Here is an 18,104-nt window from a genome sequence, read left to right as displayed (position 1 = left end):
ATTTAAGTGGTTGTTTTGCAGTTATTTAATTGTTTTTTTATGGTTTTTTTTTAAGCAAAGAATTTAAATAAATCATCTTGTCGCCTTTTTCTTCAGTATATTTACCCAAAATAAAGTGGAATGAGAATACATTTTATAGCCATTGGAGGAAGCGCAATGCATAATCTAGCAATAGCATTGCATAAAAAAGGGTACGAGATCACAGGAAGTGATGATATTATTCATGAGCCGTCAAGTTCTCGATTGAAAACATTTGGCCTTTTACCTAAAAAGTTTGGTTGGTTTGAAGGTAATGTTACTACAGATTTAGATATCGTAATATTGGGAATGCATGCAAAAAGTGACAATCCAGAACTATTAAGGGCTAAAGACTTGGGACTTAAAATATATTCTTATCCAGAGTTCCTTTATGAGCATTCACGAATGAAAACTCGCGTAGTTATTGGAGGTTCTCACGGAAAAACAACGATAACGTCCATGATACTGCATGTTTTGAAGTACCATGAGGTAGACACAGATTATATGGTAGGAGCTCAAATAGAAGGCTTTGAAAACATGGTTCATTTAACAGATTCTAACGATTTTATAGTTTTAGAAGGAGATGAATATTTAAGTTCTCCAATTGATATGAGGCCCAAATTTCATCTCTATAAACCGAACATAGCTTTACTAAGCGGTATTGCATGGGATCATATAAATGTATTTCCAACCTTTGAAAATTATAGAGAACAGTTTGCTATTTTTACAGAGTCTTTAACTAATGGAGGTATAATGGTTTATAATGAAGAAGATGATAATGTGGTTAAAGTAGTAGAAACTTCCCAGAATTCGATTAAAAGATACCCCTACAGTACGCCAGATTATTCAATCGTTGATGGAGTAACTTATATTGATACTTCTGATGGTCCTATGCCGTTGCAAGTTTTTGGAGAACATAATCTGCAAAATTTAGCAGGAGCAAAATGGATTTGTCAGCATATGGGAATTGATGAAGATGATTTTTATGAAGCTATAGAAAGTTTTAAGGGAGCTAATAAAAGATTGGAAAAGTTAGCAGAAAGCAGAAAAACTTTGATTTTTAAAGATTTTGCTCATAGTCCGAGTAAGGTAAAAGCAACAACGTTGGCTGTGAAAAATCAATACAAGTCAAAGTCAATACTTGCATGTCTGGAACTTCATACTTACAGTAGTTTAAACAAAGAATTTTTAAAAGAGTATCAAGGAGCCTTAGATGAAGTAGATGAAGCGGTTGTATTTTATTCTCCAGAAGCCGTTAAAATTAAAAGGTTGGAAGAAGTTTCTGTAGAGCAAATAAAAAAATCTTTTAATATCAAAAATCTTAGAGTTTTTACCAATCCTAAAGAGTTTAAAAGCTTCTTGTTTAGTACATCGCTGGAAGATAGGGTTTTATTGTTAATGAGCTCAGGAAACTATGGAGGACTAAATCTAGAAGAGCTTAAAGTTTTAGTTTAGACTTCATAATATAGTATTCGTTATTTCTTTTTTTAATTTAGTTTTTTGACTATGATGGCTTAATATATAATTTTTAGAGAAGTGAAAATATTTATAATCAAATCATGTAACTTATTGATTGGTATAAAAATGTATACGTTATTTAATATTTTTATAAAATAGATATTATTTTTGTTTTATGTATAATAAAAGAATAACACTAGAGGAAGAAGATTATTATTTTAACAGTCAGGGTTATAGGGTTTTTACGAAGAAATTTCATTTGAAAAGAGGATATTGTTGCAAAAGTGGTTGTAAGCACTGTCCGTATGGTTATGATAAAAAAACAGATTCTTTTTTAAGAAAATAATAATAAATAAAAGATTATCAAATAGGATGCACATGAAAAAAATAATTGTATTACTTGTTATGTTTCAATTTTTAGGATGTCATGAGTTACAAAAAGTTGTCAATCAGATCCCGGTTAAGGAGTTGTTGTCTCAGGAACAAATAGGTGAAGGGTTGCGTCAGGCTTTAGATAATGGGATAAGAAATCAAGTGAGTAAATTAACTGCTATTGATGGTTTTTATGGGAATAGTTTGGTTAAAATATTGTTACCTAAAGAATTAAATGATGTAGACAGAGGTTTAAGAAAGATAGGACTTGGGAACTTGGCAGATAAAGGGATAAGAGCCATGAATAGAACAGCTGAAGAGGCAGTGAAAAAAGCAACACCTATTTTTGTTGATGCTATCAAAAATATAACTTTTATGGATGCAAAAAACATACTCTTAGGTAATCAAAATGCAGCAACTAGGTATTTAGAGGGCAAGACAAATGAAAAGCTATATGTTGAGTTTCATCCAGTGATAAAAAAATCATTTATAAACGTTGGTGCTGATAAGATATGGAAAAATTTAATTTTAAAATATAATAGCATCCCTTTTGTAGATAAGGTAAATCCTGATTTAACAGATTATGTAACAAAACAGGCATTGAATGGAGTTTATACTATGATTGCCGTTGAAGAGAAAGGCATACGAGAAAAAGTCGGTTTAAGAAATACAACACTTTTAAAAAAAGTATTTGCTTTGCAAGATTAACAATTATTTTGAGTAACTAAAAAGTAATCTTGAACATTATTTCAAATTAAAATAACTTAGAAATAATATTTCATTAATTAAATCATTGCTTATATTTGAGTAAATGATAGTATAAAAATGTTACGAATAAACCAAATACAATGTTACAAAGAGTATCTCGAAGAGCGTTATGATAGGCTTATTGAGAGATCAAATGATTATCGGTATGTTGATGAATGCAAGAGTGATCGTTCTGCATTTAAAGCAATGAAAATTTTAGATAAATTGAATAAAATCAAATACCTTAACAAGGAACTTTCAAATTCGGCTATGTAGTTCTTTAAAATAATCGAAAGCTTTAAGAACTCTACTGCCATACCAAGAAAACATTTCTCCGTCAACAAAAACGACTCTTACATTTTTAAAATGTTCTCTTATTTCAAATATATGTTTGTTTCTAAACGGATAGGGCTCTGAAGACAGTAAAATAAGATCAGGAGACTCTTGTTGTTCACTTATTTCTTTCAAATTTATTTGGGGATATCTTGATATGTGTGCAAATATATTTTGAAAATTATTTAGGTCTAATAAATGATTAATGAAGTTGTCATTTCCAGCAACCATCCATGGATCCCGCCATATGAAGTAAATTACTTTTTTTTGAGGTACCCCTGATATAAACTTTTTAAACGTTTCTATTTTAGTATTTAGTCTGTTAATTATTTTACGGCTAGCTATGTCGCAAGCAAATATTTTACCATATTGATTAATTAAGTTTTTGAGGTCATTTAATGAATAGATGTTTGAAACATGTGTGGTGGTAATATAATTGCATAATTTAACAATTTCTTCAGTGTTTTCTTCTTTATTACAGATAATTATATCTGGGTTTAATGATTTGATTTTCTCTAACTTTATATTTTTTGTACCCCCAACGACAGCGACTGTTTTTTTTATATGTTCTGGATGTACACAAAATTTAGTCACTCCAACTAAAAAATTCTCTAAGCCAAGATCAATAAGTAACTCTGTTTGACTTGGGACTAATGAAATTATTCTTCTTATGGGCTTTGAAATAGTAATATTTTGACCAATTTGATCTATTATTTTTATCACTTTTATCTTTTTTATTAAGTTATTTAAAGATTAAGTTTAATATTTTCTTTTCTAAATAGAATAAACCCGAGATGCTTTTAGGAAGTGTGTCATATTTCAAATATCTGTAAGCGAGATAGGTGCCATGAGTAAAAATTAGTAAAAAAGTAAACTAATACTATATCGATAAAAAGAGTTCCATTTGTTGTTGCAGAAGTTTGGCTTTGTCTCTGGCTTTTTTTGCAAAATCAATATTATGACCAGCATATATAACATCTCTTGAAGAGTTGATTAATAATCCAATTTGTTCATTGAGTCCAAACTTACAAACTTCTTTTAAGTTTCCTCCTTGAGCTCCAACACCAGGAACTAATAAAAAATTATCAGGTATTATCTTTCTTATTTCTTTTATATATTCAGTTTTTGTAGCGCCAACTACATACATAAGATTTTGAGAATTTTCCCAGCTTTTTGATGTTTCTAATACTTGTTTGTATAATTCTTTAGTATCAATTTTTTTCGTTTGAAAATCAAAAGCACCCTCATTTGAGGTCAAGGCTAATAGTATCGTATGTTTCTTCTTAAAATTAAGAAATGGTTCTATCGAGTCTTTACCCATATAGGGAGCTACAGTAATACTATCAAATGCGAGGTCTTCAAAAAAAGCTTTGGCATACATTGCTGAGGTATTACCAATATCACCTCTTTTAGCATCGGCAATAGTGAAAATAGTAGGATATTTATCGTTAAGATATTTTATTGTCTTTTCAAGAGCGTTCCACCCTTTCAATCCATAGGCTTCATAGAATGCAGTATTAGGTTTGTAAGCTACACACAATTCATTAGTTGCATCTATAATTTCTTTATTAAAAGCAAATATTGGATCTTCTTCATTAAGAAGGTGTGGTGGGATTCTACTTAAATCTACATCCAGCCCTATACACAAAAAAGTTTTTTTTCTTTTAATTTCAGCTACAAGTTGTTGCGTTGTCATAAGTTTTAATAAAAGTTAGACAAAAATAATCAAATTTGAGAGTTTATTTTATATTTGTTTTTAATGTTTCAATATATAATTAGTAAGTTATTTTATGGTATTCTTACTCTTTTTGGAGTAGCTACTGTTATTTTTTTTCTTTTTCATATCCTTCCAGGAGATCCTGCACGAATGATGTTAGATCAACGTGAGAATACTGAGCAATTGAAAAATATTCGAAAAAAGTATGGGTTTGATCAGCCTTTTCTTAAACAATATGTTTATTACATAAATGATATTTCTCCTTTATCTGTTCATAGTGCTTCAGATAGTAGCTATTTTTTTTTAGATCCAAAAAAGTATAATTCTTTTTTTGTTATAAATTTTGGAGAGATAAAAGTTGTTTTGAAAGCACCGTACTTGAGACAATCTTTTCAAAAAAATGGTAAAAATGTCTCAGAGGTTCTTGAGGAAACACTACCTAATACTTTTGTGCTGGCTTTTTCAGCAATAACCATAGCAATAATTATCGGAATATTTTTGGGGATTCTATGTGCAATTTTTAAAGATTCAATTTATGATAAATTAGTCGCAGTTTTAAGTACTCTTGGTATGAGTGTTCCATCTTTTTTCTCAGCAATTTTAGTTGCTTGGGTTTTTGGCTTTGTTTTACATGACTTAACTGGTTTAAAAATGACTGGAAGTCTTTATGAAGTTGATGATTTTGGAGAAAATGTTTACATTAATTGGCGTAATTTAATATTACCGTCTTTTGTGTTGGGAATAAGACCTTTGGCTGTTATCATTCAACTGATGAGAAATTCATTATTAGAGGTTCTAAACGAAGATTACATAAGAACAGCGAGAGCAAAAGGACTTTCTGAATTTAAAATAATTAAGAGTCACGCTTTAAAAAATTCTTTAAATCCTGTAATAACTGCAATTTCTGGATGGTTTGCTTCAATGCTAGCAGGAGCTGTATTTGTAGAATATATTTTTAATTGGAACGGCTTAGGAAAGGAAATTGTAAATTCTTTAAATACTTTAGATCTTCCCGTTATAATGGGAAGCGTGCTTACAATAGCCTTATTTTTTGTAATTATTAACATATTTGTTGATGTTATTTATAAATGGCTAGACCCAAGAGTTAATTTTAGATAATATATTTATTTTTTTACGTTTATTTATTGATGTTAATTTTTAAAAATGAAAAGTTTATTATTTTTATTTCTATTACTAACTAGTTGTGGTGTATTTCACCCCATTAAATTCAATAATCTCTCATTAAATGAGAAATTAGTAGATGTGAAACGTGAATCAATCCAATTCTCTGAAGTCTTAAAGGAAGCTGAAAATCAAAAGAAAACATTAATTCATATATATGCAAGCTACTGTCCTTTTAGTCAAAAAAGCCGGGAAGACGTGGTTAAATTACAATCAGAAAGCAACAATTTTAATTATATTTCATTGTCTGTTGATCATTCTTATCATGACTGGAAAAGAGAATTAAAAAATATACCTATTAAAGGAAAGCATTATTATCTGTCAAGTAAAGATAAGGGAGCTTTAGGAAATTTCTTAAAGCTTAAAAAAGTTCCCAGATTTTTGATTTTAGATGAAGAGGATGATATTTTAATCTTTAAATCTTCAAATCTTTCAAGGTTAAAACGGAAATTAAAATAATATTGATTTTATATGATACTTTACTTATACATTTCTTTCATTATTTATAGAGAAAACGTTTTAGAAAATACCTAAAAAAAATGATGTACTTTTGCTTAATAACAAACTTCAATAACAATAAAACTTATAATAGTGAGAAAAAACATTATTGCAGGTAACTGGAAAATGAATAAAAATCTTAGTGAGGCTAAGGAATTAATCAAGGGAATTAAGGAAGGAGTATTGTTAGAAAAGATAAACAATACAAGGATTATTGTTGCACCGAGTTTTGTGAATCTACTTTCTGTTGTAAAAGTTACAGAAGAGTCGATTATCGAAGTGGCCGCTCAGAACGTGCATGAATTAAATAGTGGGGCTTTTACAGGAGAGGTATCAGCAAACATGTTATCGGGAATAGGTGTTAAATCTGTTATAGTTGGACATTCTGAACGAAGAAGTATCTATGCAGAGTCGAATGAGTTACTAGCTAAGAAGATTGATGGAGCGTTAGCTAATAAAATGGAAGTCATATTTTGTTTTGGAGAGTCACTAGAAGATAGAACGTTAGGAAAACAATTTCAAGTAATAGAGGAACAGTTAAAAAGCAGTCTGTTTCACTTACCAGAAGAGGTTTTTGCTAGTATTATTTTAGCGTACGAACCTGTTTGGGCAATTGGTACAGGAGAAACAGCAACGCCAGAACAAGCTCAAGAAATGCATTTGTATATAAGGAATCTATTAAAGAAAAATTACAACGAAAAACTGTCTGATAATATTTCGATATTGTATGGAGGTAGTGTTAAACCCTCAAATGCAAAAGAAATTTTTTCAAAACCTGATGTTGATGGGGGATTAATTGGAGGAGCGTCATTGAATTCAAGTGATTTTTTAAAAATAATTGAATCTATTTAAACTAAAATGGACAACGTTTATACAGAATATAACTTTAAAATAGTGCCCAAAGATCCTGGTACTGAAATTTTAATAGCAGAACTAGGTGCTGTTGGTTTTGAGAGCTTTGTTGAGAATGAAAATGGATGTATTGCTTACATCCAACAGAATCATTGGCAAGAAAATATACTTAATGATATCTATATTTTAAACTCAGGAGAATTCAAAATAGAGTATTCTTTCCAGAAAATAAAGCAAACGAATTGGAATGAAGAGTGGGAGAAAAACTTTAGTCCTATTATTGTAGAAGACAAAATAAGCATAAGAGCTCCTTTTCATGATAGTTTAAATTGCGAATTTGATATAGTTATAGAGCCTAAAATGAGCTTTGGAACAGGTCATCATGAAACAACATATATGATGCTTCAACACCTGTTAAAACAGGATGTTACCAATAAAAAAGTGTTAGATATGGGGTGTGGTACAGGAATTTTAGCGATATTTGCTGAAATGAGAGGGGCAAAACCAATTGACGCTATTGATATAGATTCTTGGTGTTACTTAAATTCTTTAGAAAACGTTGAACGAAATAACTGTAAAAATATTTCAGTTTTTGAAGGAGATTCAAATCTAATTAAAGAAAAAAAATACGATCTAATTATAGCTAACATTAATAGAAATATTTTATTAAATGATATAGGTATTTACTTACAGTGTTTGAATGATGAAGGAAATATATTATTGAGTGGGTTTTACAAAGAAGATGTATCAATCCTAGATGGTGAACTTACAAAAAGAAATTTATCTTTGATCAAACAAATAGAAAGAAATAATTGGGTTGCCTTACATTATAAAAAATAGTATAAGATGAGTACAGTTGAAAAAATTCAAGAAGAATTAGATCTTCTTATGCAGGAGGATAATAAATATGAAATTATTTTATATAATGACGATATTAACACATTTGATTTTGTAATTGATAGTTTGATTAGTGTTTGTGATCATACACTTGAACAGGCGGAACAATGTACAATACTTGTTCATTATAAAGGAAAATGTACTGTTAAAACAGGAGAATATAAAGAGTTGAAGTCAAAGTGTTCTAAGTTATTAGACTTAGGGCTTTCTGCTGAAATAGTTTAAAATGGAGAATGTTTTTAAATATTATGAGTTTTCCAGTTTTTTTGAGGATAAATCAGAAACATTTTTAGAATCTTCAATAAGCTATACTGAATTAAACGAACAATATTTCTTAATTTTTGAGAAAAAAAAAATAGTAGAAAGGGAAGTATATAATTTATATGTTTCAAAATATAAATCAAAGAAAAGTATAGGAGCTGAGAAGCCTGAAATATTAGAATTATTAGTTGAAAATTATGATAAATCTATACCAGAGCATAGAATAATTATAAAAAAATATATGTATTAAGAAAAAAAATATTTTTTTTTGTGACTAAATAAATAATTTTGTGTCAAATAAATGTAATAATTAATAAAAAAACATAGTGAAAACTATAAATTAAAAAAAAAACAGAAATAATTAGTAATAGTTTGTTTTCACTAAATAAGAAATTCCTATTTTAGCGTTATGGATTTCATTACCAAAGGATTCGATTTAAAAACGAATCATCAAATGATACTCATGTTAGAATAAAAGCAATTTTTTTAAAAATATATACAATAGTAGTAGTTAGTTTTTATACTAAGTTTGGTTAGACGAAAAGGCCTTGAATGTTTATTCAAGGTCTTTTTAATTAGTTCAGAAAGTAAAGTAGTCAAAAGAAGCCTTTTTTATTTAGAAACTTGTAAATTTTACTTTATAGAATAATTAAAAACTAAAATTAGTTTTTGTGTGTATTACACAATATTGCTAATAAGCAATATTATAACAAGAAAACACCTTATATTTAATTTAGAAAGATGCTTGAACGATCATTTATTTTGCAATAATTTTAAATCGTGAAATGATATAAATTCTATATTGAGTATTTATTTAGAGTTCTTAATAATTCTGATTTTGAAAGAAGATATTTATACTCTGTATCAATAAATTTTAATTGATTTTCTATTAGTTTTACTTCTCTGTAGTTAACTAAAAAGAGAGAACCTTCTCCTAGGCTAAATTTACGCTCTTCACTTTTTACTAAACTTTCGTAGTCAGTAATAAGTTCATTTAGTATAATATACTGTTGCTCATATGACTCTATTTGTTTTACTGTAGCATTTATTTTGTTTTTTAAATTGACTTTATTCGTAGCAATATCAAAATTTAGTTCCTTGATTTTAAGTTTTATTAATTTTAATTCTCCTCGCTCTTTTCTTAAAAACAAGGGGAAATTCATTTTAATGCCACCTTTATAATTAGACGTGTTAAATGAGTTTATACTTCTGTATTTAGATGAAAGAAAGTTGTATTGAATATCAAGTTTAGGAAGCAAATTGTTTAATCTTAATTTTTTTTCAACGATCATACTTTTCTTTTTTAGTTCGAGTTTAATTAGTTTGGGGTGATATTCTATATTAAATTGATTAGCATTTTTAATTGATGAGTTTAATACTTGATCGATAATTTTAATAGTTTTGTTGTCGGGGTATATTTCTTCTTTTAGTTCAAGAGGTGTATTCCCGACAGTCCATAAAAAATTACTCGTTTCTAATTTTATTTTAATGTAATTAATTTTTGCTTTTTCAAGGTCTAATTTTCTGTTTTTTAAATTAATACTAGCCTCTAGTGTGTCAATGGCTGGTTTATCTCCAGATTCAAAGCTTTTTTTGATATTTAGTAATCTTGTTTGAGCATTTGATAGATAGTTTAGATAGATTTCTTTCGAACGATAAGATTTTAACCATTTAAAATACGTTTTTGTAGCTTCGTAAATAATTTTATTTATTAAAATTTTTTGCTCTTGTTTAGTTTGTAAATTAAATAATTTTGCTTTTTTCAAAGCGGCCATTCTATCATTTATGAGAAGCCCTCTCATAAGAGACATGGACACACCAGCACTTAAAAGTCCTTCTTTAGGCGTTTTTAGTTCTGGATTTAAGTATATTCCATCATTTGTTTCATAATTAGCCTTAATTTCGACTCCATACCATGTAGGAATTTTAAAAGTATTACTTAGTTTATTATAGTATCTAGTTTGTTTGAATAATTTTTTATCAAAATCAATTTCAATTTTAGGGTCAAAACCGCCACGAGCTTTCATTAATTTGACTTCACCTTCAGAGGAGATTAATTTAGCTTGCTTTACAATTGGATGAAATTTTTTTACATATCCTAAGTATTCTTCTAAGGATAGCATGTCTGAATTTTTTTGGGAAAAAAGAGAGAGACTTATAAGGTAAAAAAAGAATAAAAGCTTTTTCATTAATTTACAAGTTTATGTTCTAGAGGGGTTGCTTAATTTATTTTTTATTCGTAGTTATTGGCTTTTTTTGTGGTTGGTAAAAATTAGGTGGAAAACTGTTTATCTGACGCCATAATTCATACCAAATAGGAACATTTTCTAATAAGGCTATTGTCCTAGCACCAGAGCCAATCCTTATAGCAGTTGGCCAAGACGCAGTATTGTCATCAGGAATCAATAGTACTCGAAACATCCCATTACTGCTTATAAAGTTTTCAATAGCTACAACTTTAGCTCCATAGGTACCATAGGATAGATTTGGCCACCCACTAAACACAATCGCTGGCCATCCGTCAAATTGAACTCTTACTTTTTCTTCAAGATGAATAAGAGGAAGGTCAATAGGTCTAACAAACATTTCTACTGCTAAGTCATAATTGGCAGGCATAATACTTACAAGTTCTTCTCCTGCTTTAAAAGTTTCACCTAAGCCAGATTTAATAGCTTTATTAATGAAGCCATCCTGAGGTGCAGTTATAAACATTAAGCTACCTCTTTTTTTATAATTAGCAAAGTTGGTTTCTAATTTAGATACTTGAACTTCTGCATCAAAACTATTTGATTGTGCAGTGAAAAGACTACTTTTAGCTTTAGCAATTTTATCTGCATAAGTTGTCATTAAAGTTGAAATTGCCAGCTCGGCATTTATAACTTTATTTTTTGAGGATAGAAGCTTGTTTTGTTGAGAAATTAATTTAGCATTCGCTTCTAATTGCTTAGCTTTTTTCTCTTCAACATCTTTTACAGCTTTGAGCCCTTCTTTTTGAAGAGATACTGTTCTTTCAAATTGAATTTTAGCAATATCATTTTTTGTTTTTATAGCTTCTAAATCGATACTATCGCTTTTAACAGTCAGAAGAGCCTGGGTAAGTTTATTTTTAACTTGATCTAATTTTAAAATTCGTTCTTGATTTAAGGCTTTTATTTGATTTTGAAGAGCAAAAATTTTGTTTTTATATGCTGTAACGGATAAGGATTTAGCACTAAGCTGAGACCCCGTTCTTTCCGTTAATTTCTTATCAAAATAATCACTTTTTATTTCTGAAATTCTAAGTATAGTGTCACCTTTTTTTACTAAATCTCCCTCTTGAACAAACCATTCTTCAATTCTTCCAGGTATTTGAGACTGTAATGTTTGGGGTCTTTGACTTGGTTTTAATGTAGTTACATTACCTTTCCCTGAAATATTTTGAGTCCAAGGAAGAAATAATATTACAAAAAGAATTAAAATGAAAATAAGTAAAAAATTTTTAAACTTTTTATGATACTCTCTTGTAAAAATCTCTTGGCCCGATTTAAGAGAGGTCAAATCTATATTTTTAGAGATATTATTTTTTGAAATGTTTAGCATAAAGACGTGCTTTAATTTTTTATGTTTCCTTTTTCTAATACAATATTTTTATTGCATTTGTCTTTCCAGTTAGGGTTACTACTAACAACAACTAAACTCCAAGGTTGTTTAGGGCTTGTTAGAAAGTCTATTATTTTTTTTGTTTCATCTCCTTTAAATTGATCAAGTGGGTCTTCCAATATTAAAACTTTTGGTTTTTTAGCTATTGCTCTAGCTAAAACAATTTTTTTTGAAATTGTGAAAGCTATTTGTTGTCCCTCTGGTTTAAGTATTGTATTGAGCCCTTTTGGTTGTGTTTTTATGTAGTCTGTTAGTCCTACTTTGTCAAGTATCGAAAAAATAATTTCATCGGTAATTTCTGTATTTCCAAAAGAAATATTTTCTCTAATAGTTCCTTTAAAAGGAGTTTCTTCTGATAGAGAAAGCCCTAGTTTACCTCTGTATTTTTTAATAAAAAGACTTTCAATGGATAAATTATTGATGAAGATACTTCCCGATGTTGGTAAGTTAACTCCAGAAATTAATTGTAATAAGCTAGATTTACCACTTCCACTTTCACCTTCAATAAGAATTCTATCATTAGGATTTATAGTTAATGAAATTTTATTAAGAATAGGCCTATTGAGTTCTTTTACTACATAGCTTGCTTCATGTAGTTCTATGGTAAGATTATTTTCATTTTCTATTACCTCTCCCTCTTGTGGTTCAAGAGGCTTATCGTTAACTTGACCAATTTTTTCTATTGATGTTAAAACATCATAATAAGATTCTAGTCCTAAGATTAATTTTTCAACAGAGTTAATAATTAATAAAATTATAATTTCAGCTGCTACAAATTGACCAATGTTCATTTTTTGATTTAACACAAGAAACCCCCCCATAAAGAGTAAACCAAAAGTTACTACTACCTTGAATCCAATCATTTTTTTATATTGTAGTACTAATATTTTAAAATGATTTTCCCTTGCGTTTAAATAATCTGCAACAAGGTCGTCACATTTTTGAAGTGCTAAATTAGTTTTACCAGAAACTTTAAAGCTAACAACAGCTCTAGCTACTTCTTGAAGCCAATGTGCAACTTTATATTTGTTTTTTGATTCTTCTAGACTTGTATCTAATCCTTTTTGAGCTGTGTACTTGAAAACGGCAAAAATTAACAAAACCAATAGAAGACCAAAGATTATAAAGAAAGGGTGGTAAAAAGACAAAAGAACAAGTGCAAATATGATTTGTAAAAATGCAGAAGGAACATCTATTAACAATTTAGCAAGACTTTTCTGTATCGTGAGAGTGTCAAAAAAACGATTGGCTAATTCAGGCAGGTAATAGTTGCGTAACTCACTCATTTTAATTTTGGGAAAACGATAGCTTAACTCAATAGAAGCTCTTGTGAAAATCCGTTGTTGAATTGTTTCTATTATTCGGATCTGCATCAGTTTTAAGATGCCAGAAAAAGCGACGCCACCAGTAACAAGTATAATTAAGATTATCCACGAAGCTGAAACTTGTGCTCCTTGAATTAAATTTATAATAGCTTGTATTCCTAATGGTAAAGATAGGGCAACTAAACCCTCAAAGATAGCAAAATAGGCAATCTGTAAAATATCTTTCCTTTCCAATTTAATTAATCCAAGAAACCGTTTCCAAGGAGTAAGTACATTATTTGCCATTTCGTAAAGTGTTAAGGGTTAAATTTGTTAAAAACTCTGTAGGACTTAATAACTCACTACAACTAGTTACTGAAGGGAAATGTAATTTCATGTAGTGCTGATGAAGTGCACTCTCGGTAATAGTTCCTGCTAAACTCAGTGCATATTTATAGGATTTGTCATATAGAGAGATTATTTCTGCTAGTCTTTTTATTACACGTTTATATGCTTTGAAATAACCAACTTTATTTTCGTTGTCTACCTCTTTTGTTAGGTAGCATTTTGAGTTTTCATGGATTATTATCTTATTTAGAATAACCTCGTTAATATGACCATAATTATTATCCTGCTTCGTTTTTCTAGTTACAACATCTATAGCTCGAATTAATTTATTTTTTGAGTCATTGATGCTATATGTTTCTAACACTAATTGATATTCTATCCATCCCCAATACCAAGAAGTTAGATAAATTAAAAGCTCATGCTTACTTTCAAAATATCGGTATATAGAACTTTCATTGGAACCTATTTCTTTTCCAAGCTTTTTGAAGTTAAAGTTTTCAAAACCTATTTTCTCAATTATAACGATGCTGTTTTCTATAATTCTTTTGCCCAAATTAGATGACTCAGGATCTTTAATATAGGTTCCTTCTGGAATGAAAATTTTTATATTAGAAAGTAAACCCTTCATTTTTAAGATTATTTCCTGCAAAATTAATAGTATTACTTTTGATTTTAATCGTATATTGTGTTAAAATAAAGTAAAATTTATACAAAATCTCTCTTTATTAGACGTTTATTAATATTGGTTTGATTGTTATAAAACCATAACTTCTAAAATCTACATGGTCATAATTAAAAATTTTATAAAATTGAATTTGATTTACACTTTTTAATAGGAAAGAAAAAGGTAACGATTACGTTGTATTATAAGTTATTTCGAATAGACCTCTATTTAAAGAAAAATTGTAAATTCGCGAATCAAGATATGATGCAATGTTAGATAAATTACAAATTGTTAAGCAACGTTATGATGAAGTGTCTGATTTGATTATTCAGCCTGATATTATTTCAGATCAAAAACGTTATGTTCAATTAAATAAGGAATATAAAGACCTAGGTAAGGTTGTTGAGAAAGCAAATGAATACGAAGGTTTGTTGGCAAATATAGACGAAGCTAAAGAAATTATTGCTGAAGGAAGTGATGTTGAAATGGTAGAAATGGCTAAAGCAGAAATGGATGAGGCGAAGACTCGTATTCCTCAATTAGAGGATGAAATTAAGTTTTTATTAATTCCTAAAGATCCAGAAGATGCTAAAAATGCTGTAGTTGAATTAAGAGCAGGAACAGGCGGAGATGAGGCGAGTATCTTTGCAGGAGATTTATATAGAATGTATTCAAAGTATTGTGAAAGTAGAGGGTGGAGCGTTTCAATAGTTGATTTCAGTGAGGGTACAAATGGAGGATTTAAAGAAATACAATTTGAAGTTACTGGTGAAGATGTTTACGGGACGTTAAAATTTGAAGCTGGTGTACACCGTGTTCAAAGAGTTCCTCAGACAGAGACGCAAGGACGAGTACATACATCAGCGGCTACATGTATGGTTTTCCCAGAGGCAGAAGAGTTTGATGTAGAGATTAACCCTAAAGACGTAAGAATTGACTATTTCTGTTCTTCAGGTCCTGGAGGACAATCTGTCAATACAACTTACTCGGCTGTTAGGTTAACTCATATACCAACCGGATTGGTAGCTCAGTGTCAAGATCAAAAATCACAACATAAGAATAAAGAAAAGGCATTTAGAGTATTACGCTCACGGTTATATGATCTAGAATTAGCTAAAAAGCAAGCGGAAGACGCGGCTAAAAGAGGTTCAATGGTAACTTCTGGAGATCGTTCCGCAAAAATTAGGACATATAATTATCCTCAGGGCAGAGTAACAGATCATAGAATAGGCTTGACTTTATATGATTTACAAAATATTATAAATGGGGATATTCAGAAGATTATCGAAGAATTAATGCTGGCTGAAAATACATCAAAATTAAAAGAACTTGGCGAAACAATATAAAAAGGAATTGAGTTTTGTTCCTTTTTATATGTTATTTAATTTTAGATGTCAATAAAATTTCATAAATTGCGAAACTATTTGTGTTCTATCTCAAATTAAAAAATATTTTAGAGTTATATATTCTTCTGGAGAACAAACAAATTTTTCGAAGTACATTTTAATTTCTTTTTTATTTAGAATAAAATCTTTTGATTTTACCTATTTAAGGATAATCAAAAGAGACGGACTTTCTGGCTATATGATTTATTATACTGTTGAATGTTTTTAGAACTCAAATAAATAATTATTGTATAATAAAATTATAGACATATGTTAAAAATATTAGTAAAAGAAGGTGAAAATATTGATAGAGCCTTAAAACGTTACAAGAAAAAATTCAGAGATGTAAAAGTTCTGCAACAATTAAGAGAAAGAAAGCAGTATGTTAAACCTTCTGTTTTGAGAAGAGCAGAGGTTAAAAAGGCAGCCTATAAGGAACAACTTTTTAAAGAAGATTAATAAATAAAAAAAACTCAATCAAATTTTGATTGAGTTTTTTTTATTTATTAATCTTTTTAGATTAGGCGGTAAATAAGTTGTCTATTTTTTCTCGCTCTTCAGCTGCAAGAGCTGCGTCTACCAGTATTCTACCACTATGCTCATCTATTGTTATTTTTTTTCGATTGGCAATTTCTAATTGAACTTGAGGAGGTATCGTAAAAAATGAACCGCCTGCAGCACCTCTTTCTATAGAAACTACAGCTAAACCATTTTTAACTTTTTTTCGGATTCTTGAGTATGCTTTTAATAAATGATCATCTATTGACTCAGAAAACTCCTCAGATTTTTGCTTTAATAATTCTTCTTCTTTTTCTGTTTCTTTTAAAATAGCATCTAATTCATTTTTCTTATGAGACAAATGGTTTTCTTGCTGAGTTAACTTTGACTTTGTATTGTTAATAACCTCATTCTTTTGAGTGATTTTAACTTTAAATTCTTTGATGCGTTTCTCAGATAATTGAATTTCAAGTTCCTGATATTCGACTTCCTTTGTTAAAGAGTCAAATTCACGGTTGTTTCTTACATTTTTTTGCTGTTCTTCGTATTTAGAAATCAATGCTTTTGCTTCAGTAATTGCTTGTTTTTTTGCAGAAATATCACTTTCTAAACTCGTTACATCATTGGCAAGATTAGAAAGTCTTGTGTTTAATCCGGCAACTTCATCTTCTAAATCTTCAACTTCTAAAGGTAATTCACCTCGAACGTTTCTAATTTCATCAATTCTTGAGTCAATTAGCTGTAAATCATATAACGCTCTTAATTTTTCTTCTACCGTTATGTCTTTTTTTGCCATCTTTTATAAATAGTATATTGGATTTGTACTTTCTTCACTTAAAATAATCGCAAAAGTACTAAATTTTTTGCTAAGATAATCAACCAATAAATTTTTTGTAAAACGTTCACTTTCGTAATGACCAACATCAATTAGCAAAATTTTTTCTTCTGATTTAAAAAAATCATGGTATTTGAAGTCAGCACTAATATAAGCGTCTGCTTTTGCTTTTATAGCATTGTTGATGGCAAAACTACCTGATCCACCAAGTACTGCAATGTTTTTAATAGACTTCCCAAGTGGTTTTGTATGCCTTACACACTTAGACTTAAAAGTTTTCTTTACAAAATTAAGAAAACTACCTTCATCTAGTGCATTTTGAAGCTCACCTGACATGCCCATTCCTATATTTTGATTTTTATTGTCAAGGGTAACTAATTCGTAGGCAACTTCCTCATAAGGGTGATGTCTGAATAAAGATTCTAAAATAGTATTCTCTTGATAGTCGTTGTATGTAACCGAAATACATGTTTCTGGACTAAAAGTTAGTTCACCTTTTTTACCAACTACAGGGTTTGAAAGATTTCCTCCTTTGAAACTGCCAGTACCTTCAATATTGAATGAACAATGATCATAGTTTCCAATATTTCCAGCCCCGGCTTTAAATAATTTACTCCGTAAAGCAGCTGCATTTTCTCTAGGTACGTACGTTGTAAGCTTTTTAATTAATCCCTTTTTGGGAATTAATGTTTTTAGATTTTTTAATCCAAGCATTTCACACATTTTCCCAGAAACTCCATATTTTACATTATCTAATGCGGTATGGATAGCATAAATAGCTATATCGTTTTTAACTGCACTCAGTACAACTTTTTCTACATAATTATTTCCATTTAATCGTTTTAATCCAGAGAAAATGATAGGATGAAAGCTAATAATTAAGTTGCATTTTTTTTCAATTGCTTCATTTACTGTTTTTTCTAAAGTATCAAGGGTAATTAATATACCTGTGACTATTGTATTAGAGTTCCCAACAAGTAGTCCAACATTATCAAAATCTTCTGCATAGGATAGAGGAGCAAGTTTCTCTATATGGTCAGTGATATCCTTTATTTTCATAATGGTTTTAATGATTTATAGATCACCAAAGTTAAGA

Annotated in this window: 20 protein-coding genes; 12 read left to right on the top strand and 8 right to left on the bottom strand. The window is 29.3% G+C overall.

The annotated features are described in order from the left end of the window. The first annotated feature begins 120 nt into the window (after positions 1-120). The 4 genes from AC2GW8_RS06115 to AC2GW8_RS06100 all read left to right on the top strand — a co-directional run bounded on the left by AC2GW8_RS06115 (position 121) and on the right by AC2GW8_RS06100 (position 2,871). Positions 121-1,473, top strand: a complete 1,353-nt coding sequence (locus AC2GW8_RS06115; RefSeq protein WP_440881887.1) for a UDP-N-acetylmuramate--L-alanine ligase — start codon at positions 121-123, stop codon at positions 1,471-1,473. Positions 1,474-1,651: 178 nt separating this feature from the next. Further along, complete coding sequence (locus AC2GW8_RS06110; RefSeq protein WP_440881886.1) at positions 1,652-1,822, top strand: C1orf53 family protein; 171 nt, start codon at positions 1,652-1,654, stop codon at positions 1,820-1,822. Between the two features lie 32 nt (positions 1,823-1,854). Further along, the gene (locus AC2GW8_RS06105) at positions 1,855-2,556 is read left to right on the top strand and encodes a DUF4197 domain-containing protein (protein WP_440881885.1); all 702 of its coding nucleotides are present in this window, start codon (positions 1,855-1,857) and stop codon (positions 2,554-2,556) included. 117 nt (positions 2,557-2,673) lie between these two features. Further along, positions 2,674-2,871, top strand: coding sequence for a Lacal_2735 family protein (locus tag AC2GW8_RS06100; protein WP_440881884.1), 198 nt, complete (start codon positions 2,674-2,676; stop codon positions 2,869-2,871). On the opposite strand, the gene AC2GW8_RS06095 is transcribed toward AC2GW8_RS06100, so the two are convergent. Further along, positions 2,854-3,651, bottom strand: coding sequence for an ABC transporter substrate-binding protein (locus tag AC2GW8_RS06095; RefSeq protein ID WP_440881883.1), 798 nt, complete (start codon positions 3,649-3,651; stop codon positions 2,854-2,856). The genes AC2GW8_RS06100 and AC2GW8_RS06095 overlap by 18 nt on opposite strands. 157 nt (positions 3,652-3,808) lie before the next feature. Then, positions 3,809-4,624 carry an orotidine-5'-phosphate decarboxylase gene (gene pyrF / locus AC2GW8_RS06090; RefSeq protein ID WP_440881882.1) on the bottom strand — a complete coding sequence of 272 codons (816 nt, stop codon included), beginning with the start codon at positions 4,622-4,624 and terminating at the stop codon, positions 3,809-3,811. A 63-nt stretch (positions 4,625-4,687) separates the two neighbouring features. Here pyrF and AC2GW8_RS06085 point away from each other — a divergent pair, with 63 nt between their 5' ends. The 6 genes from AC2GW8_RS06085 (at position 4,688) to AC2GW8_RS06060 (ending at position 8,585) form a co-directional block, all read left to right on the top strand. Further along, entirely contained in the window at positions 4,688-5,764 is a 1,077-nt protein-coding gene (locus AC2GW8_RS06085) for an ABC transporter permease (protein WP_440881881.1), read from the top strand. Between the two features lie 45 nt (positions 5,765-5,809). Then, the gene (locus AC2GW8_RS06080) at positions 5,810-6,286 is read left to right on the top strand and encodes a thioredoxin family protein (RefSeq protein WP_440881880.1); all 477 of its coding nucleotides are present in this window, start codon (positions 5,810-5,812) and stop codon (positions 6,284-6,286) included. Positions 6,287-6,418: 132 nt separating this feature from the next. Then, a complete protein-coding gene (gene tpiA, locus AC2GW8_RS06075) occupies positions 6,419-7,177 on the top strand; it encodes a triose-phosphate isomerase (protein WP_440881879.1) in 759 nt (252 codons plus the stop codon). 6 nt (positions 7,178-7,183) lie between these two features. After that, positions 7,184-8,017 carry a 50S ribosomal protein L11 methyltransferase gene (prmA, locus tag AC2GW8_RS06070; protein ID WP_440881878.1) on the top strand — a complete coding sequence of 278 codons (834 nt, stop codon included), beginning with the start codon at positions 7,184-7,186 and terminating at the stop codon, positions 8,015-8,017. A 6-nt stretch (positions 8,018-8,023) separates the two neighbouring features. After that, on the top strand, positions 8,024-8,299 hold the full coding sequence (locus AC2GW8_RS06065; RefSeq protein WP_440881877.1) for an ATP-dependent Clp protease adaptor ClpS: 276 nt from the start codon (positions 8,024-8,026) through the stop codon (positions 8,297-8,299). A 1-nt stretch (position 8,300) separates the two neighbouring features. Further along, positions 8,301-8,585, top strand: a complete 285-nt coding sequence (locus tag AC2GW8_RS06060) for a hypothetical protein (protein WP_440881876.1) — start codon at positions 8,301-8,303, stop codon at positions 8,583-8,585. Between the two features lie 547 nt (positions 8,586-9,132). Here the strand turns inward: AC2GW8_RS06060 and AC2GW8_RS06055 are convergent. Genes AC2GW8_RS06055 through AC2GW8_RS06040 form a run of 4 tightly spaced genes read right to left on the bottom strand, consistent with a single transcriptional unit; the run spans position 9,133 to position 14,254 of the window. Further along, on the bottom strand, positions 9,133-10,524 hold the full coding sequence (locus AC2GW8_RS06055; RefSeq protein WP_440881875.1) for a TolC family protein: 1,392 nt from the start codon (positions 10,522-10,524) through the stop codon (positions 9,133-9,135). 37 nt (positions 10,525-10,561) lie between these two features. Beyond that, complete coding sequence (locus tag AC2GW8_RS06050; protein WP_440881874.1) at positions 10,562-11,914, bottom strand: HlyD family secretion protein; 1,353 nt, start codon at positions 11,912-11,914, stop codon at positions 10,562-10,564. An 11-nt stretch (positions 11,915-11,925) separates the two neighbouring features. Then, positions 11,926-13,584, bottom strand: a complete 1,659-nt coding sequence (locus tag AC2GW8_RS06045; RefSeq protein WP_440881873.1) for a peptidase domain-containing ABC transporter — start codon at positions 13,582-13,584, stop codon at positions 11,926-11,928. Beyond that, a complete protein-coding gene (locus AC2GW8_RS06040) occupies positions 13,574-14,254 on the bottom strand; it encodes a TetR/AcrR family transcriptional regulator (RefSeq protein ID WP_440881872.1) in 681 nt (226 codons plus the stop codon). Before AC2GW8_RS06040 ends, AC2GW8_RS06045 begins: the two co-directional genes overlap by 11 nt. Positions 14,255-14,559: 305 nt before the next feature. Here AC2GW8_RS06040 and prfA point away from each other — a divergent pair, with 305 nt between their 5' ends. Both prfA and rpsU read left to right on the top strand, forming a co-directional pair. Then, a complete protein-coding gene (gene prfA / locus AC2GW8_RS06035) occupies positions 14,560-15,636 on the top strand; it encodes a peptide chain release factor 1 (protein ID WP_440881871.1) in 1,077 nt (358 codons plus the stop codon). A gap of 309 nt (positions 15,637-15,945) precedes the next feature. Next, positions 15,946-16,134, top strand: a complete 189-nt coding sequence (rpsU, locus tag AC2GW8_RS06030; protein ID WP_440881870.1) for a 30S ribosomal protein S21 — start codon at positions 15,946-15,948, stop codon at positions 16,132-16,134. 61 nt (positions 16,135-16,195) lie between these two features. On the opposite strand, the gene AC2GW8_RS06025 is transcribed toward rpsU, so the two are convergent. Beyond that, the gene (locus AC2GW8_RS06025; protein WP_440881869.1) at positions 16,196-16,969 is read right to left on the bottom strand and encodes a zinc ribbon domain-containing protein; all 774 of its coding nucleotides are present in this window, start codon (positions 16,967-16,969) and stop codon (positions 16,196-16,198) included. A gap of 3 nt (positions 16,970-16,972) precedes the next feature. Then, positions 16,973-18,067: a Nif3-like dinuclear metal center hexameric protein gene (locus AC2GW8_RS06020; RefSeq protein WP_440881868.1), complete on the bottom strand. Its 1,095-nt coding sequence runs from the start codon at positions 18,065-18,067 to the stop codon at positions 16,973-16,975. Positions 18,068-18,104 lie beyond the last annotated feature (37 nt).

Source organism: Tenacibaculum profundi (assembly GCF_057162725.1).
The sequence above is the reverse complement of the archived record's forward strand: the minus strand, read 5'-3'. Positions and strand labels throughout refer to the sequence as shown.

Bases quoted from the DNA above. Each gene is read 5' to 3' on its own strand.
- AC2GW8_RS06045 (WP_440881873.1), bottom strand. From the start codon at position 13,584: ATGGCAAATAATGTACTTACTCCTTGGAAACGGTTTCTTGGATTAATT.
- AC2GW8_RS06020 (WP_440881868.1), bottom strand. From the start codon at position 18,067: ATGAAAATAAAGGATATCACTGACCATATAGAGAAACTTGCTCCTCTA.
- AC2GW8_RS06105 (WP_440881885.1), top strand. From the start codon at position 1,855: ATGAAAAAAATAATTGTATTACTTGTTATGTTTCAATTTTTAGGATGT.
- AC2GW8_RS06110 (WP_440881886.1), top strand. From the start codon at position 1,652: ATGTATAATAAAAGAATAACACTAGAGGAAGAAGATTATTATTTTAAC.
- prfA (WP_440881871.1), top strand. From the start codon at position 14,560: ATGTTAGATAAATTACAAATTGTTAAGCAACGTTATGATGAAGTGTCT.
- rpsU (WP_440881870.1), top strand. From the start codon at position 15,946: ATGTTAAAAATATTAGTAAAAGAAGGTGAAAATATTGATAGAGCCTTA.
- AC2GW8_RS06080 (WP_440881880.1), top strand. From the start codon at position 5,810: ATGAAAAGTTTATTATTTTTATTTCTATTACTAACTAGTTGTGGTGTA.
- AC2GW8_RS06040 (WP_440881872.1), bottom strand. From the start codon at position 14,254: ATGAAGGGTTTACTTTCTAATATAAAAATTTTCATTCCAGAAGGAACC.
- pyrF (WP_440881882.1), bottom strand. From the start codon at position 4,624: ATGACAACGCAACAACTTGTAGCTGAAATTAAAAGAAAAAAAACTTTT.
- AC2GW8_RS06065 (WP_440881877.1), top strand. From the start codon at position 8,024: ATGAGTACAGTTGAAAAAATTCAAGAAGAATTAGATCTTCTTATGCAG.
- AC2GW8_RS06085 (WP_440881881.1), top strand. From the start codon at position 4,688: ATGTTTCAATATATAATTAGTAAGTTATTTTATGGTATTCTTACTCTT.
- prmA (WP_440881878.1), top strand. From the start codon at position 7,184: ATGGACAACGTTTATACAGAATATAACTTTAAAATAGTGCCCAAAGAT.
- AC2GW8_RS06055 (WP_440881875.1), bottom strand. From the start codon at position 10,524: ATGAAAAAGCTTTTATTCTTTTTTTACCTTATAAGTCTCTCTCTTTTT.
- AC2GW8_RS06060 (WP_440881876.1), top strand. From the start codon at position 8,301: ATGGAGAATGTTTTTAAATATTATGAGTTTTCCAGTTTTTTTGAGGAT.
- AC2GW8_RS06050 (WP_440881874.1), bottom strand. From the start codon at position 11,914: ATGCTAAACATTTCAAAAAATAATATCTCTAAAAATATAGATTTGACC.
- AC2GW8_RS06025 (WP_440881869.1), bottom strand. From the start codon at position 16,969: ATGGCAAAAAAAGACATAACGGTAGAAGAAAAATTAAGAGCGTTATAT.
- AC2GW8_RS06115 (WP_440881887.1), top strand. From the start codon at position 121: ATGAGAATACATTTTATAGCCATTGGAGGAAGCGCAATGCATAATCTA.
- AC2GW8_RS06100 (WP_440881884.1), top strand. From the start codon at position 2,674: ATGTTACGAATAAACCAAATACAATGTTACAAAGAGTATCTCGAAGAG.